The sequence below is a fragment of the Serratia sp. BNK-10 genome (assembly GCF_047456065.1).
Taxonomy (GTDB): domain Bacteria; phylum Pseudomonadota; class Gammaproteobacteria; order Enterobacterales; family Enterobacteriaceae; genus Serratia; species Serratia ureilytica.
Genome location: NZ_CP179894.1, coordinates 3,426,628 through 3,441,694, shown reverse-complemented (window position 1 = coordinate 3,441,694; position 15,067 = coordinate 3,426,628). Strand labels below are relative to the sequence as shown.

The following is a 15,067-nucleotide window of genomic DNA, read 5'->3' as shown; positions in this document are numbered from 1 at the left end:
GAACGTGTTTTTATGGAGAAAAATATGAACTTTCGCCTGACTGGGGTGGCATTCGCAGCGGCATTACTGGTGGGCTGTGCCAGCGCGCCAGACAATGAGCCGCAAGGGCGTTCCGATCCTCTGGAAGGATTTAACCGGACGATGTTCGACTTCAACTACAACGTCCTGGATCCTTATATCCTGCGTCCGGTCGCGGTGGCCTGGCGTGACTACGTGCCGATGCCGGCGCGTAACGGCATCAGCAACTTCACCTCTAACCTGGAAGAGCCGGCCAGCATGGTCAACGCCTTCCTGAAGGGGGATCCTTACCGCGGGATGATCCACTTCAACCGTTTCTTCCTGAACACCCTGCTCGGGATGGGCGGCCTGATCGACGTGGCCGGCATGGCCAACCCGAAACTGGCGCGCGAAGAGCCGAACCGTTTCGGCAGCACGTTGGGGCATTACGATGTGGGCTACGGTCCGTACGTGATGCTGCCGGGCTACGGCAGCTTTACCCTGCGTGAAGACGGCGGCGACTTTGCGGATACGCTGTATCCGATGCTGAGCTACCTGACTTTCTGGATGTCGGCGGGCAAATGGGTGGTCGAGGGTATCGAAACTCGCGCTCAACTGCTGGATTCCGACGGTCTGCTGCGCAACTCCTCCGATCCTTATGTCATGGTGCGCGAAGCTTACTTCCAGCGCCACGACTTCATCGCCAACGGCGGTTCGCTCAAGCCGGAAGAGAACCCGAACGCCAAGGCGATTCAGGGCGATCTGGACGAGATCGACTCGCAGTAACCGCCGGCCTTATGCCCATGAAAACCCGCCGTCTGGCGGGTTTTTTTACGCCCGCGGCGAGCGACAGGCAAAGAAAAAGCGCCCCGCGGGGCGCTTTGGCATCCATCTCAAGCGAGATTAGAAGCGGTAGTTGAAGTTGGCGCCGTACAGCCAGGCCTTGCCTTCGGAGGTGAAGGTGTAAGGACCTTCATTGATGGTGACTTTCTGGCCGTGCATGTAGGACACGCCGACGTCGACCGAGGCGTCTTTGTTGAACGCATAGGTAGTACCGGCACTCAGCCAGAAACGGTCCTGATCGGGAATGGAGATCGAACGGTTTTGGGCAGGCACCGGGCTGTCATCGAAGGCGATACCGGTACGGAAGGTCCAGTTATCGTCGTAGAAGTAGGTGGTGCCCAGCGCGATGCGGTAAGCGTCTTTGAAGCCTTCATGCTTCTGGAACAGCGTCTGGCCGTTGTTGCCGGTGGCTTTCAGCTCTTGGAACTGGCTCCAGCTGGTGTAGGCCAGGCTGTAGTGAACGGCCCACTGCGGCGCCACTTTGTTGTAACCGGACAGCTCCCACATTTCAGGCAGGTGCAGGCTCAGAGAACCCGGGATGGTGGTGCCGTTGGTGCCCCATGGCAGGCCTTGAGAGGCCAGCAGCGGGTTGAAGGCTGAAGGCAGGCTGCTCTTGTAATCGCCGTCGAAGTCGATTTTGACTTCAGAGCGATAGGTGAAGCCGTAACGGTTGTTTTCATCCACTTCGTAGAGAATACCGGCGTTCCAGCCGAAGCCCCATTCGTCGCCTTTCAGGTGAGAAATTTGGGTATCTGCCGGGATCTGCGAAACCGGGCCGGCCAACTGTGGCGGCAATTTGCCTGAACCGGCGATCAATTTTGGCAGATCGCCGGCGTAACGCTCGAGTTTAGCCTTGGCGTAGACGGCGTCAAAACCCAGACCGAAGCTGAAGTTTTTGTTCAGGCGATAAGCGCCGCTCAGGTTCAGGTTCAGGGTTTCCAGATCGGTTTTGCCGCCCATGGAGCCCGCCGCATAACCGTTGTTGTATTCGGTCGCCAAACCGAAGTTGCTGGTGACCGAGCCGCCTACGGCGAATTGATCGTTAATCGGGTGAACATAATGCAGGTTCGGCACCCAGGCGGTCGGCGCGATGTTTTTCGCATCCAGACTGGCGCCGGAAGGGGATTGGCCACTGATATCGACGTCCGGATCGATGAAGACTGCGCCGAAAGAGAGTTCCGGGCGGGTATACATCATCAGCAACGCCGGGTTGCGGCTTGCGGAGGCCGCCGTATCCGCCATGGCGCCTTCGCCAGAATACGAACGTCCTAAACCAGCTGATGAGAACTCATTCAGCTGGAATCCTGCGGCAGACACGTTTGAAGAAATAATTGCCACTGCAGCTGCGAGAGCTGATTTAGTCAATAGGTTTTTCTGGCTCATGACCAAAACCTCATTATGTGTTTATTATTTAAACTATTGTTACACGAAGTAACAAGGAGCGCGGGATTGTAGGGTCCGTTATCGTTCAGACAAATCAGACCAGTGGCTGAAGTATAGGTCTGACCTGTGAAAATGTTGCAAGTTTGTTTTTGAAATATTTCCACTCTGATATCAAAAAAGAGATCTGCTTAACAAAAAGACAGTGGTAAATAACAAAATTCTTACCATTTCTTAGCAGGCGCTCATTTTTATTTGTGATTTCCATCACTTAAAACACCCAGTAAAAGTAAGTGCTAGTGATTGCCGGCTTGGGAGCGTAAAATACCCACAGAATTTCGTGGCTTTGCGCCGGTGAATAAAACGGCAATTTGGGCTGATAACAGAGGCCCTTGAGGAGAACCAACCATGTCAGATGCAATTAATAAATGCAGCGCCCAGGAAACCGCCGCGTGTTGCTGCGTGGATGTCGGCACCGTGATGGATAACACCGATTGCACCGCATCCTACAGCCAGGTGTTCAGCAATCAACAAGATGCGGAGGCGATGCTGGCGGCCCTGAGCGAAAAGGCTCGCGCGGTCGAATCCGATCCCTGTGACATCAGCAGTAGCATTAAACCGGTTGACGGCGGCGTACAATTGGAAGCCGATTTTACCTTCGCCTGCCAGGCGGAAACCCTGATCTTCCAGCTCGGCCTGCGTTAATCCCCGCTTTACCCCCGGCGCCGCCTGCTGCGCGCCGGGGATTTCCTTCCCTGCCTCGTTCCCGATAGAAAGTGCGCCTGCTCGCAGTTTTGATCTCTGCCGGTTTGCCAAATGTAACCGTTTGGTTAACAATGACCTCATCAGGTCAGACCTCTTTCTGCCCATTGCGCTGACGTTATTTTCTTCAGGAGCATTTATGAGTAAGGCACTGCCGTTGGTGACCCGTCATGGTGACCGCATTGCGATTGTGAATGGACTGCGTACTCCCTTTGCCAAACAGGCGACCGCCTATCACGGCATTCCGGCGGTGGATTTAGGGAAAACGGCGGTGAGCGAGCTGTTGGCGCGCAGCGGTATCGAGCCGCAACTGATCGAACAGCTGGTGTTCGGCCAGGTGGTGCAAATGCCCGAGGCGCCGAACATCGCGCGTGAGATCGTGCTTGGCACCGGCATGAGCGTTCATACCGACGCCTACAGCGTGTCGCGCGCCTGCGCCACCAGTTTCCAGGCGATCGCCAACGTGGCGGAGAGCATCATGGCCGGCAGCATCAGCGTCGGCATCGCCGGCGGGGCCGACTCTTCTTCCGTCTTGCCGATCGGCGTCAGCAAGGCGCTGGCGCGCACGTTGGTGGACGTCAACAAGGCGCGCACGCTGTCGCAGCGCCTCAAATTGTTCAGCCGGCTGAAATTCCGCGATCTGATGCCGGTGCCGCCGGCGGTGGCGGAGTATTCCACCGGCCTGCGCATGGGCGATACCGCCGAACAGATGGCGAAAAGCCACGGCATCACCCGTGAAGCGCAAGATGCGCTGGCGCATCGTTCCCACGAGCTGGCGGCCAAGGCCTGGCGGGAGGGGTGGCTGCGCGACGAGGTCATGACCGCCTACGTGCCGCCTTACCGCGCTCAGCTTTCTGAAGACAACAATATCCGCAAAGACTCCAGCCTGGCTTCCTACGCCAAGCTGAAACCGGCGTTCGATCGCAAACACGGCAGCGTCACTGCGGCCAACAGCACGCCGTTGACCGACGGCGCGGCGGCGGTGCTGATGATGAGCGAATCGCGCGCCAAAGCGCTGGGGCTGCAGCCGCTCGGCTATCTGCGAAGTTTCGCCTTTGCCGCCATCGACGTGTGGGAAGACATGCTGCTGGGGCCCTCCTACGCCACGCCGCTGGCGCTGGATCGCGCCGGCATCGGCCTGGCCGATCTGACGCTCATCGACATGCATGAAGCCTTCGCCGCGCAAACGCTGGCCAACCTGAAGATGTTCGCCAGCGAAGCGTTCGCCCGCGAGAAGCTTGGCCGCAGCCAGGCAATCGGCGAAGTGGACATGGACAAATTCAACGTATTGGGCGGTTCTATCGCCTATGGTCACCCGTTCGCCGCCACCGGCGCGCGCATGATTACCCAGACGCTGCGTGAGCTGAAACGCCGCGGCGGCGGGCTGGGCCTGACCACCGCCTGCGCCGCCGGCGGGTTAGGGGCCGCGATGATCGTGGAGGTGGAATGATGAGCGTCGAAAACGCATTGCACGAGCAGCGCGCCAAACCGTCGGCCTTTCAACTGACGATCCGCCCCGACAACATCGGGGTGATCACCATCGACGTGCCGGGCGACAAGGTCAATACGCTCAAGGCCGAGTTCGTCGAACAGGTTAACGACGTGCTGATCCGCGCGCAGCAGCATACTGCGCTGGAAGGGCTGGTGATCGTTTCCGGCAAGCCGGACTCGTTTATCGCCGGCGCTGATATCACCATGATCGCCGCCTGCACCAGCGCCAAAGAGGCGGAAACGCTGGCCAAGAAAGGGCAGAGCACGCTGGCGCAGATCGCCGCCTTCCCGGTACCGGTGGTGGCGGCCATCCACGGCGCCTGCCTGGGCGGCGGGCTGGAATTGGCGCTGGCCTGCCACGGCCGCGTCTGTTCGCTGGATGACAAAACCGCGCTCGGTCTGCCGGAAGTGCAGCTGGGCCTGCTGCCGGGCTCCGGTGGCACTCAGCGCCTGCCGCGCCTGATAGGCGCCGCCAAGGCGCTGGACATGATCCTGACCGGCAAGCACATTCGCGCCCGCCAGGCGCTGCGCATGGGGCTGGTGGACGACGCCGTGCCGCAATCGATTTTGCTGCAGACCGCCATCGAGCGGGTGAAACAGGGCTGGAAGCATCAGCGCGAGCTGCCGTGGCAGGATCGCCTGCTCAACGGCCCGCTGGGCAGAAATCTGCTGTTCAGCATCGTGCGCAAGAAAACGTTGGCGAAAACGCACGGCAACTACCCGGCGGCGGAGCGCATCATTCAGGTGGTGCGCACCGGGCTGGATCACGGCAGCGCCAGCGGCTATGAAGCCGAAGCGCGCGCCTTTGGCGAACTGGCGATGACGCCGCAATCGGCGGCGTTGCGCAGCCTGTTCTTCGCTTCCACCGCGCTGAAAAAAGAGCGGGGCGGCGATGCTCAGCCGCGCGCCTTGCATCGCGTCGGCATTCTCGGCGGCGGCCTGATGGGGGGCGGCATCGCCTGCGTCACCGCCACGCGCGGCGGTTTGCCGGTTCGCATCAAAGATATCAATGAAACCGGCATCAATCATGCGCTGAAATACAGTTGGGACGTGCTCGGCAAGCGGGTGCGCAGCAAGCGCATGCGCCCGGCGGAACGGCAAAAGCAGATGATGTTGATCTCCGGCTCTACCGATTACACCGGCTTCGAGCAGGTGGATATCGTGGTCGAGGCGGTGTTTGAGGATCTGGCGCTGAAGCAGAAGATGGTGGCCGAGGTCGAAGCGAACTGTGCACCGCATACCGTGTTCGCCTCCAATACTTCCTCGCTGCCTATCGGTCAAATCGCCGAACAGGCCCAGCGGCCGCAGCAGGTGATCGGTCTGCACTACTTCAGCCCGGTGGACAAAATGCCGCTGGTGGAAGTGATCCCGCACGCCGGCACCAGCGAACAAACCATCGCCACCACCGTGGCGCTGGCGCACAAGCAGGGCAAGACCGCCATCGTGGTGGGCGACAGCGCCGGTTTTTATGTCAACCGCATCCTGGCGCCGTACATCAACGAAGCGGCGCGCTGCCTGCTGGAAGGCGAGCCCATTGAATCGCTGGACAAAGCGCTGGTGGACTTCGGCTTCCCGGTCGGCCCCATCACCCTGTTGGACGAAGTGGGCATCGACGTCGGCACCAAGATCATTCCGGTGCTGGTCGAGGCGCTGGGGCCGCGCTTCGCCGCGCCTGCCGCGTTCGATGCGGTGCTGAAGGACGGGCGCAAAGGGCGCAAGAACGGCCGCGGCTTCTATCTTTACCCGAGCGAGGGGCAGCAGCGTCAGCGGCGTAAGCGCGCGGATACCTCATTGTATACGTTGCTCGGCGTCACGCCGAAGGCGCACATGCTGCCGGCGACCATTGCCCAGCGCTGCGTGATGATGATGCTGAACGAAGCGGCGCGCTGCCTGGATGAAGGCGTGATCCGCAGCGCGCGCGACGGCGACATCGGTGCGGTATTCGGCATCGGTTTCCCGCCGTTCCTTGGCGGCCCGTTCCGCTATATGGATGAACTCGGCGCCGAGAAAGTGGTGAAGACGCTGGACTACCTGCGTCAGCAGCACGGCGAGCACTTCGCGCCGTGCGAGCGCCTGCAGCGCATGGCGCAGCAGGGCGAACGTTTTTACCCGCTGGGGAGTTGAACGCAGGGCGGCCCGATTTGCACTATAGTTGCAACAGGGCCGCGTTGTGATCGCCATCACTCCTTGCGACAGCGTCAGCCCGTGAGGCTGTACAGCAAGGCTGCGGCAGCGGTAAGTTAGCTTGAGCGCCATCAATAATTTTCATGGCGAAAAGGTTAAAATTTAACCCGTTGAATTGATTGTTCTATGAGCAATCGAGGTTTGCCCGGGGAGGATTGCTGTAAAAAACAGCATTTTCTTTACGCAAACTTTCAGGCAAAATGCCCGGCCGCCATAAAGAGACGGCGCGTTATCGTTTTAAAGCTTTGGCTTTGGGGTTGTAAAACTCGGCGGTACAGCACGCACGGCGTTTCTGTATAGCGTTACTTTGTCAACAACAGCGGTGCAATATGCAAGTTTTGATTATGCGTCACGGAGAGGCGGCGCTCGAGGCAGCCAGCGATGCGGTAAGGCCCCTTACCCTGTGCGGCCGCGACGAGTCCCGTCAGATGGCGGCCTGGTTGAACACCAAGTCTGTGGATATTGAACGCGTGCTGGTCAGCCCCTATCTGCGGGCCGAACAGACGCTGGCGACGGTGCGTGAAGCCTTGACGCTGCCGGAGGGCGAAGAAGTGCTGCCCGAACTGACGCCGGGCGGGAACGCCGAACAAGTCGGCAGCTATCTTCAGGCGCTGGCGATGCAAGGGGTGAGCTCGGTGCTGATCGTGTCGCACCTGCCGCTGGTGGGGTATCTGGTGGCGGAACTGTGTCCGGGCGAGTGCCCGCCGATGTTCGCGACCTCGGCGATCGCCAACGTCGATCTGCCGGCGGACGGCAGCTACGGCAAATTTGAATGGCAGGTCAGCCCGTCGCAGGTGATGGCCAAAGTGTGAGCCGCGGATGCGGTGCGGAATAAACTCAGGGCGATGTCTGACATCGCCCTGAGTCGTTTCTGCGGGAGGCTATTCTGCCAGCTCCACCAACAGCAGGACGGCGGCGTTGCCGCCCCATTCCTTCGGCGCCTGATGGAACGCCAGCACGTCGGGATGCTGCGCCAGCCACAGCGGCGTTTGCTGTTTGAGAATGTGTTTGCCGTGCCCGTGCATCACGCAGGCGCAGTGCACATGCTCGCGTTTGCAGGCGGCGATCAGCGCCCCCAATTCCTGCTTGGCCTGCAGCTGAGTCAGGCCGTGCAAATCAAGAAACAGCTCCGGCGAATAATCGCCGCGTCGCAGCTTCTTCAGCTCATACGGGCTGCTGCCGGGGCGCACGTAGCGCGTCGGGCCTTCCTCTTCCAACTGCGGCTGATATTCATCTGAAAAATAATAGCTGGCATCGACCTGCTCCTGCAGCAGCCGCTGCGGCGCGACCTGTTTGACCTTGAGCTTCGGCGGGCGGTGGACGATGGTGTCCTGGCGCAGCTTTTTTGCGCCCGCCACCGACTCTCTGAAGAGCTGTTGTTCGTCTTTGCTCAGAGGGGGCTTGTTCTTCATGCTTCATTCACCGGAAATCGTTTATTTCGCTAGTTTACCTTGTGAATGAGCGCTGTCGACGCAAAACTCGGGCCAGAGTGAAAAGCGCGAGGGGCGCGCGTGATTTGTCGCGGGCTTCATGGCAAACTATGCGGCTAAATCATGAAACACAGCGCCTGCCGGAGGGCAAATTGGACAAAATTTTCGTCGACGAAGCAGTGAACGAACTGCACACCATTCAAGATATGCTGCGCTGGACGGTAAGCCGTTTCAACGCCGCCAATATCTATTATGGTCACGGAACCGACAATCCGTGGGACGAAGCGGTGCAATTGGTGCTGCCAAGCCTGTTTCTGCCGTTGGACATTCCGGAGGACATGCATACCGCTCGTCTGACTTCCAGCGAGCGCCATCGCATCGTTGAGCGCGTGATCCGCCGCGTCAACGAGCGTATCCCGGTCGCCTACCTGACCAACAAGGCCTGGTTCTGCGGCATGGAATTCTACGTCGACGAACGCGTGCTGGTGCCGCGCTCGCCGATCGGCGAGTTGATCAACGATCGTTTCAGCGCGCTGATCCCGCACCCGCCGCGCCATATTCTCGACATGTGCACCGGCAGCGGCTGCATCGCCATCGCCTGTGGCTACGCTTTCCCGGAAGCGGAAGTGGACGCGGTGGACATCTCCAGCGAAGTGCTGGCGGTGACCGAGCGCAATATTCAGGCGCACGGCGTCGAGCACCAGGTGATCCCGATCCGTTCCGATCTGTTCCGCGACGTTCCCGCGATCCAGTACGATCTGATCGTCACCAACCCGCCGTACGTCGATGCGGAAGACATGTCGGATCTGCCGCAGGAGTTCCGCTTTGAGCCGGAACTGGGGCTGGCGGCGGGCAGCGACGGCCTGAAGCTGGTGCGCCGCATCCTGGCCTGCGCGCCGGACTACCTGACCGACGACGGCGTGCTGATTTGTGAAGTGGGCAACAGCATGGTACATCTGATGGAACAATATCCGGACATCCCGTTCACCTGGCTGGAATTCGAAAACGGCGGCGACGGCGTGTTCATGCTGACCAAACAGCAGCTGGTGGATTGCAAGGATCACTTCAGCCTCTATCGCAGCTAAGCCGCATTTCCAAGGCCCGCATGGCGGGCCTCATAACGATAAAAGACTAACGGTAAGGAGCCGTGATGGCAGGAAACAGTATTGGGCAGATTTTCCGCGTCACCACCTTCGGTGAATCTCACGGGGTGGCGCTGGGTTGTATCGTCGACGGCGTGCCGCCCGGCATCCCGCTCACCGAAGCCGATTTGCAACACGATCTGGACCGCCGTCGTCCGGGCACCTCGCGTTACACCACCCAGCGTCGCGAACCGGATCAGGTGCGCATTCTCTCCGGCGTATTCGAAGGCGTGACCACCGGCACCAGCATCGGTCTGATCATTGAAAACACCGATCAGCGCTCGCAAGACTACAGCGCCATCAAAGACGTGTTCCGTCCAGGGCATGCCGACTACACCTACGAACAGAAATACGGTCTACGCGACTATCGCGGCGGCGGCCGCTCTTCGGCGCGTGAAACCGCCATGCGCGTCGCGGCGGGCGCTATCGCCAAGAAATACCTGCAGCAGAAGTTCGGCGTGCAGGTGCGCGGCTATCTGGCGCAGATCGGCGACGTGACCTGCGAGCTGAAAGACTGGGATCAGGTCGAACAGAACCCGTTCTTCTGCCCGGATCCGGACAAGCTGGAAGCGCTGGACGAACTGATGCGCGCGCTGAAAAAAGAGGGTGACTCCATCGGCGCCAAGGTCAGCGTGATTGCGGAAAACGTGCCGGTTGGCCTGGGCGAGCCGGTGTTTGACCGCCTCGATGCCGATCTGGCGCACGCGCTGATGAGCATCAACGCGGTGAAAGGCGTGGAGATCGGCGACGGGTTCGCCGTGGTGACCAAACGCGGCAGCGAAAACCGCGATGAAATCACCCCGGAAGGCTTCCAAAGCAACCATGCCGGCGGCATTCTCGGCGGCATCAGCAGCGGCCAACCGGTGATCGCGCATCTGGCGCTGAAGCCAACCTCCAGCATCATGGTGCCGGGCCGCACCATCAATCGCCACGGGGAAGCGGTGGAAATGGTGACCCGCGGTCGCCACGATCCGTGCGTGGGCATCCGCGCCGTACCGATCGCCGAAGCGATGATGGCGATCGTGTTGATGGATCACCTGCTGCGCCAGCGTGCGCAAAACGGTGATGTGGTTTCCGACGTGCCTCGCTGGTAATCGCCATGAAAAACTGGATGTTGGGCCTGGTGGCCCTGACGGCCTCCGCTTCCGCCATGGCGCTGACGCCGTGGCAGAAAATCGACCATCCGGTGGCCGGCGCGCCGCAGGCGGTGGGCGGTTTCGCCAACGGCTGCATCATCGGCGCGCAGCCGTTGCCGCTGAATTCACCGGACTATCAGGTGATGCGTACCGACCAGCGCCGCTATTTCGGCCATCCGGATCTGCTGGCGTTCATACAGCGCCTCAGCAGCAAAGCGAACCAGAAAGCGCTGGGCACGGTGCTGATCGGCGACATGGCGATGCCGGCCGGCGGGCGCTTCAGCAGCGGCCACGCCAGCCACCAGTCTGGGCTCGACGTCGACATCTGGCTGCAACTGCCGCGCCAACGCTGGAGCGCGCAGCAATTGCTCAAGCCGCAGCCGATCGACCTGGTGTCGGGCGACGGCAAACAGGTGGTGGCGAGCCAATGGCAACCGCAGATTGAGTCGCTGATCAAACTGGCGGCGCAGGATGCGGACGTGACGCGCATCTTCGTCAACCCGGCGATCAAGCAGCGTCTGTGCCTGGACGCCGGCGCCGATCGCGCCTGGCTGCACAAGGTGCGGCCGTGGTTCGGCCACCGTGCGCACATGCACGTGCGTCTGCGTTGTCCGGCCGGCAGCCTAGAGTGCCAGGAGCAGGATACGCCGCCGCCGGGCGATGGCTGCGGCGCCGAACTGGCGAGTTGGTTCGTGCCGCATCAGCCGAACGCGAAGCCGGGCAAACCTGTGCCGCCGCCGTTACCGCCTACCTGTCAGGCATTGCTGGATCACCATTTCTCAGCGGAATAACACATGGACTGGTTCGTCATTGGCCCCGAGATGCTCGGGGTGTTGTTTGCGGTAGCGCTGCTGGCGGGGTTTATCGACTCCATCGCCGGCGGCGGCGGATTACTGACGGTGCCGGCCTTGCTGGCAGTGGGGGTTCCTCCGGCGCAGGCGCTGGCGACCAATAAGCTGCAGTCGGTCGGCGGCTCCTTCTCCGCCAGTCTGTACTTCATTCGTCGGCGAGCGGTGAACCTCAACGACCAGAAGCTGACGATTTTTCTGACGCTGATCGGCTCGATCGCCGGTGCGATTCTGGTGCAGCACATGCGCGCCGATTTGCTGCGGCAGATGTTGCCGCTGCTGGTGATCGGCATCGGTCTCTATTTCTTGTTGATGCCGCGACTGGGTGAGGAAGATCGTCAACGCCGCCTCGGCGCCTTGCCGTTCGGGCTGGTAGCCGGCGGTTGCGTCGGGTTTTACGACGGTTTCTTCGGCCCCGGCGCCGGCTCATTCTACGCGCTGGCCTACGTGACGCTGTGCGGTTTCAACCTCGCCAAGTCTACGGCGCACGCCAAAGTGCTGAACTTTACCTCCAACGTCGGCGGGTTGGCGCTGTTCATCATCGGCGGCAAGGTGGTGTGGAGCATCGGTCTGGTGATGCTGGTGGGGCAGGTGCTGGGGGCGCGTTTGGGCGCGCACATGGTGCTGACTCGTGGCCAGAAATTGATTCGGCCGATGATCGTCATCGTCTCGCTGGTGATGAGCCTCAAGCTGCTTTACGACAATCACGGCGCAGAGATTCAGCAGTGGCTGTCCGCCTTCTTGCACCGCTGACGATGAAAATGGGCGCCGTTTATGCGCCCGTATCCCCCCGCCGGTTATCGGGTATAATGGCCTCTTTATTTTTGTGGTTATAGAGTTTTTTATGTCAGACACACAGACCCGCCATCACTATGAGCAGTTGATCGAGATCTTCAATCGCTGCTTCAGCGATGACTACAACACCCGCCTGGTGAAGGGCGACGACGAACCGATCTACCTGCCGGCCGACGACGAATTGCCGTATCACCGCATCGTGTTCGCCCACGGTTTCTACGCCAGCGGCCTGCATGAAATTTCGCACTGGTGCATCGCCGGTGAAGCGCGCCGTCAATTGGTGGACTTCGGCTATTGGTATTGCCCGGATGGACGGGACGCGCAGACCCAGAGCGAATTTGAAGCGGTAGAGATCAAACCGCAGGCGCTGGAATGGATGTTCTGCGTGGCGGCCGGTTTCCCGTTCAACGTCAGCTGCGACAACCTGAACGGCGACTGCGAGCCGGATCGCATCGCGTTCCAACGCAAGGTGCGCGCCCGGGTATTGGCGCTGCTGGAGCAGGGAATACCCACAAGGCCTGCGCGCTTTATTCAGGCGTTGCAATCGTTCTACAATACGCCACCGTTGGCGGCCGAGCACTTTCCCTATCCGGAAGATCTCAACTGACGCCACAGCCCGTTATTTAATGAGGAAATTTGATGATCGCAGAATTTGAAGCGCGCATTTTGGCGCTGATTGATGACATGGTAGAGCACGCCAGCGATGATGAACTGTTTGCCGGTGGCTACCTGCGCGGTCATCTGACGCTGGCGGTGGCCGAGGCGGAAGAGCAGGGCGAACACACCGCCGAAGCGCTGAAAGCGCGGGTGGAGGAGAGCCTGCACAAAGCGATCGCCGCCGGGGAACTCTCGCCGCCGGATCAGATCCTGGTGCGCGGCATGTGGGAAAACCTCTATCAGGCTGCAACCCCTGCCGCCTGATCGTCATGCCGGGGCGCGTCGCCGCGCCCCTCAAGGTTGATTAAACCGCACGTCCTTTCAGCAATTTCCGCACCCACATCCGATTCGGATTCAACGCCGCCAGCAGGCGCGCATCACCCGGCAACGGTTCGCCGAACAGCTGCGCCGCCAAAATTTCCGCCGCCAACGGCGCCGAGCACAAGCCGCGCGAGCCTAACCCGCCGATAGCGAACAGACCGGGATAGACCGGCGCATCGGCGACGGTTTCGCCGCGCTGGTTCTGCCGCTGCAAATCCTGATACTGCGCCAGCGTGGCCTGATAGTCCGGCAGCGCGCCGACCATCGGCAGATGATCGCGGGTGGCGCTGCGCACGCCGCAGCGCGCCTGATGAGCGCTGACGTCCACCTGCTGCGGCCAGGCCTGCTCCGGCAGACAGCGCAGCAGGCGCTCGCGGTTCTCCTGTTGCTCCTGCTCGCGGTAGTCGGTGGCGATGTCGCCGCGCTGGTAGCTGGCGCCAATGCAGTGGTGGCCGTTGTTGGCATTAACCGGCGTCAGGTAACCGTCGTAACACAATACCTGTTTCAATTGACCGAGGGCCGGCGAGGTCGGGATATGCGACACCTGCCCGCGTACCGAATACAGCGGCAGGGCCTCCGTCGGCGCCAGTTCGGCCAACCGATGGCCGTTGGCCAGGATCACCGTCGCATGGCGCCGGTTGTCGCCGTTGGCGAAATCGATGCGCCAGCCGTTTTCTTCCTGCGTCAGCCTCTGTGCATCGTGCCGGTAGTGGCAGACCAAGCCCTGACGCTGCGCCAGCGCGATAGCGCCGCGCGTCAGCTCGGCCGGGCAGAGCCAGCCGCCTAGCGGGTAGGTGATGCCGCCAAAGCCGGTATCAACACCGCACCGTTCGCTGAGCGTCTCGCGGTCGGCCGCCATCGCCAAGGCCTGCGGCCAGTCGGTTTTCAGCATATTGGCGATCTTGGCGCCGCTCTTTTCGTCATAGGCCAACTGGCTGACGCCGCACCACTGGTGATCAAAGGCGACGCCTTGTTGCAACAGGGCATCGTACTGGCGGCGGGCGAAGGGAAACGCGGCGCTGAAAAAGCTCTCCAGCGCGTCGCCGCTGCCGTTCAGCAAAGGATAAATCGCGCCCTGGCGGTTGCCGGATGCGCCCTCGGCCGCCTGCTCATCGGCGCAGTACAGCGTGACGGTGGCGCCGCGGCGCAGCAAGGCCAGCGCGGTGAGCGCGCTGGCGACGCCGCCGCCGATCAGGGCGATGTCGGCGGTGTTGTCCGCCGCCGGGCGTCGATACCAGGGCGCCGGATGTGCGGCGGGCTGCGCATCGGCCGGGAGCTCGCCGGCGAGCATCTCACGCTTTTGGCCGAAGCCTTTGCAGCGGTTGACCTGAAAACCGGCCTGTTGCAAGCCGCGGCGCACGAAGCCGGCGGCGGTAAAGGTGGCGAAGCTGCCTCCCGGCCGGGCGAAGCGCGCCATGGCGGCGAACAGTTGATCTGTCCACATGTCGGGGTTTTTTGCCGGCGCGAAACCGTCGAGGAACCAGGCATCCACCTGGTTATTCATGCTGGCGTCAAACTGCGGCAGCAGATCGTTGACGTCGCCGAACCACAGATCGAGCGTAATGCGGCCTTCGGCTAACAGCAGGCGATGGCAACCCGGCAACGGCAGCGGCCACTGGGCGCGCAGCTCGTCGGCATAAGGCGCCAACTCCGGCCAGCGTGCATGCGCCGCCGCCAGGTCAGCCTGCTGCAGGGGGAATTTTTCGAAGCTGATAAAGTGCAGGCGCTGCAGCGTCGCGTCCGGCTCGGCTTGACGGAAGCCGGCGAAGGCCTGCCACAGCGTGAGGAAATTGAGCCCGGTGCCGAACCCGGTTTCCGCCACGACAAACAGCGAACGCGGATGGGCGGCGAAACGTTGCGGCAGCCGATTGCCGTGCAGGAAGACGTAGCGGGTTTCTTCCAGCCCATCCTGATTGGAAAAATAGACGTCATCAAACTGTTTCGAAACAGGTGTACCCTGTTCGTTCCAGGTTAGCGTTGCGGTTTGGATGGGGGCGTGGTTCACGGTCAATGGCTCGAAATTCAAGGGATGCCGCGAATTCTAACGGCGCTGGCGCCCCGGCGCAAACTGGACAACAATA

General features: G+C 61.2%; 14 protein-coding genes. 11 read left to right on the top strand and 3 right to left on the bottom strand.

Annotated features, from left to right (window positions below):
- Positions 1–24: 24 nt before the first annotated feature.
- Entirely contained in the window at positions 25–783 is a 759-nt protein-coding gene (mlaA, locus tag ACMGG9_RS16595) for a phospholipid-binding lipoprotein MlaA (RefSeq protein ID WP_033643913.1), read from the top strand.
- 117 nt (positions 784–900) lie between these two features.
- On the opposite strand, the gene fadL is transcribed toward mlaA, so the two are convergent.
- Positions 901–2,223 (bottom strand): long-chain fatty acid transporter FadL, encoded by a 1,323-nt coding sequence (gene fadL, locus ACMGG9_RS16590; RefSeq protein ID WP_033651974.1) that lies wholly within the window; start codon positions 2,221–2,223, stop codon positions 901–903.
- A gap of 405 nt (positions 2,224–2,628) precedes the next feature.
- Here fadL and ACMGG9_RS16585 point away from each other — a divergent pair, with 405 nt between their 5' ends.
- From ACMGG9_RS16585 to sixA, 4 genes are all read left to right on the top strand, one after another.
- Entirely contained in the window at positions 2,629–2,925 is a 297-nt protein-coding gene (locus ACMGG9_RS16585; protein ID WP_072145088.1) for a YfcZ/YiiS family protein, read from the top strand.
- A gap of 196 nt (positions 2,926–3,121) precedes the next feature.
- Positions 3,122–4,432 carry an acetyl-CoA C-acyltransferase FadI gene (fadI, locus tag ACMGG9_RS16580; protein WP_042785123.1) on the top strand — a complete coding sequence of 437 codons (1,311 nt, stop codon included), beginning with the start codon at positions 3,122–3,124 and terminating at the stop codon, positions 4,430–4,432.
- A complete protein-coding gene (fadJ, locus tag ACMGG9_RS16575; protein WP_047025283.1) occupies positions 4,432–6,597 on the top strand; it encodes a fatty acid oxidation complex subunit alpha FadJ in 2,166 nt (721 codons plus the stop codon). The genes fadI and fadJ overlap by 1 nt, the downstream gene beginning before the upstream one ends.
- A 389-nt stretch (positions 6,598–6,986) precedes the next feature.
- Complete coding sequence (gene sixA / locus ACMGG9_RS16570) at positions 6,987–7,469, top strand: phosphohistidine phosphatase SixA (protein WP_004936230.1); 483 nt, start codon at positions 6,987–6,989, stop codon at positions 7,467–7,469.
- Positions 7,470–7,538: 69 nt separating this feature from the next.
- On the opposite strand, the gene smrB is transcribed toward sixA, so the two are convergent.
- A complete protein-coding gene (smrB, locus tag ACMGG9_RS16565) occupies positions 7,539–8,069 on the bottom strand; it encodes an endonuclease SmrB (RefSeq protein ID WP_025303720.1) in 531 nt (176 codons plus the stop codon).
- A gap of 170 nt (positions 8,070–8,239) precedes the next feature.
- Here smrB and prmB point away from each other — a divergent pair, with 170 nt between their 5' ends.
- From prmB to ACMGG9_RS16535, 6 genes are all read left to right on the top strand, one after another.
- Positions 8,240–9,172: a 50S ribosomal protein L3 N(5)-glutamine methyltransferase gene (gene prmB / locus ACMGG9_RS16560; RefSeq protein WP_025160157.1), complete on the top strand. Its 933-nt coding sequence runs from the start codon at positions 8,240–8,242 to the stop codon at positions 9,170–9,172.
- Positions 9,173–9,237: 65 nt separating this feature from the next.
- A complete protein-coding gene (aroC, locus tag ACMGG9_RS16555; RefSeq protein WP_033643909.1) occupies positions 9,238–10,323 on the top strand; it encodes a chorismate synthase in 1,086 nt (361 codons plus the stop codon).
- Positions 10,324–10,328: 5 nt separating this feature from the next.
- On the top strand, positions 10,329–11,156 hold the full coding sequence (gene mepA, locus ACMGG9_RS16550) for a penicillin-insensitive murein endopeptidase (RefSeq protein WP_025303719.1): 828 nt from the start codon (positions 10,329–10,331) through the stop codon (positions 11,154–11,156).
- A 3-nt stretch (positions 11,157–11,159) separates the two neighbouring features.
- Positions 11,160–11,966, top strand: coding sequence for a sulfite exporter TauE/SafE family protein (locus tag ACMGG9_RS16545; RefSeq protein WP_033651971.1), 807 nt, complete (start codon positions 11,160–11,162; stop codon positions 11,964–11,966).
- Between the two features lie 91 nt (positions 11,967–12,057).
- A complete protein-coding gene (locus tag ACMGG9_RS16540) occupies positions 12,058–12,615 on the top strand; it encodes an elongation factor P hydroxylase (protein WP_033651970.1) in 558 nt (185 codons plus the stop codon).
- Positions 12,616–12,647: 32 nt separating this feature from the next.
- Positions 12,648–12,929, top strand: coding sequence for a YfcL family protein (locus ACMGG9_RS16535; protein ID WP_016926855.1), 282 nt, complete (start codon positions 12,648–12,650; stop codon positions 12,927–12,929).
- A gap of 40 nt (positions 12,930–12,969) precedes the next feature.
- On the opposite strand, the gene mnmC is transcribed toward ACMGG9_RS16535, so the two are convergent.
- Complete coding sequence (gene mnmC, locus ACMGG9_RS16530) at positions 12,970–14,991, bottom strand: bifunctional tRNA (5-methylaminomethyl-2-thiouridine)(34)-methyltransferase MnmD/FAD-dependent 5-carboxymethylaminomethyl-2-thiouridine(34) oxidoreductase MnmC (protein ID WP_414161575.1); 2,022 nt, start codon at positions 14,989–14,991, stop codon at positions 12,970–12,972.
- Positions 14,992–15,067 lie beyond the last annotated feature (76 nt).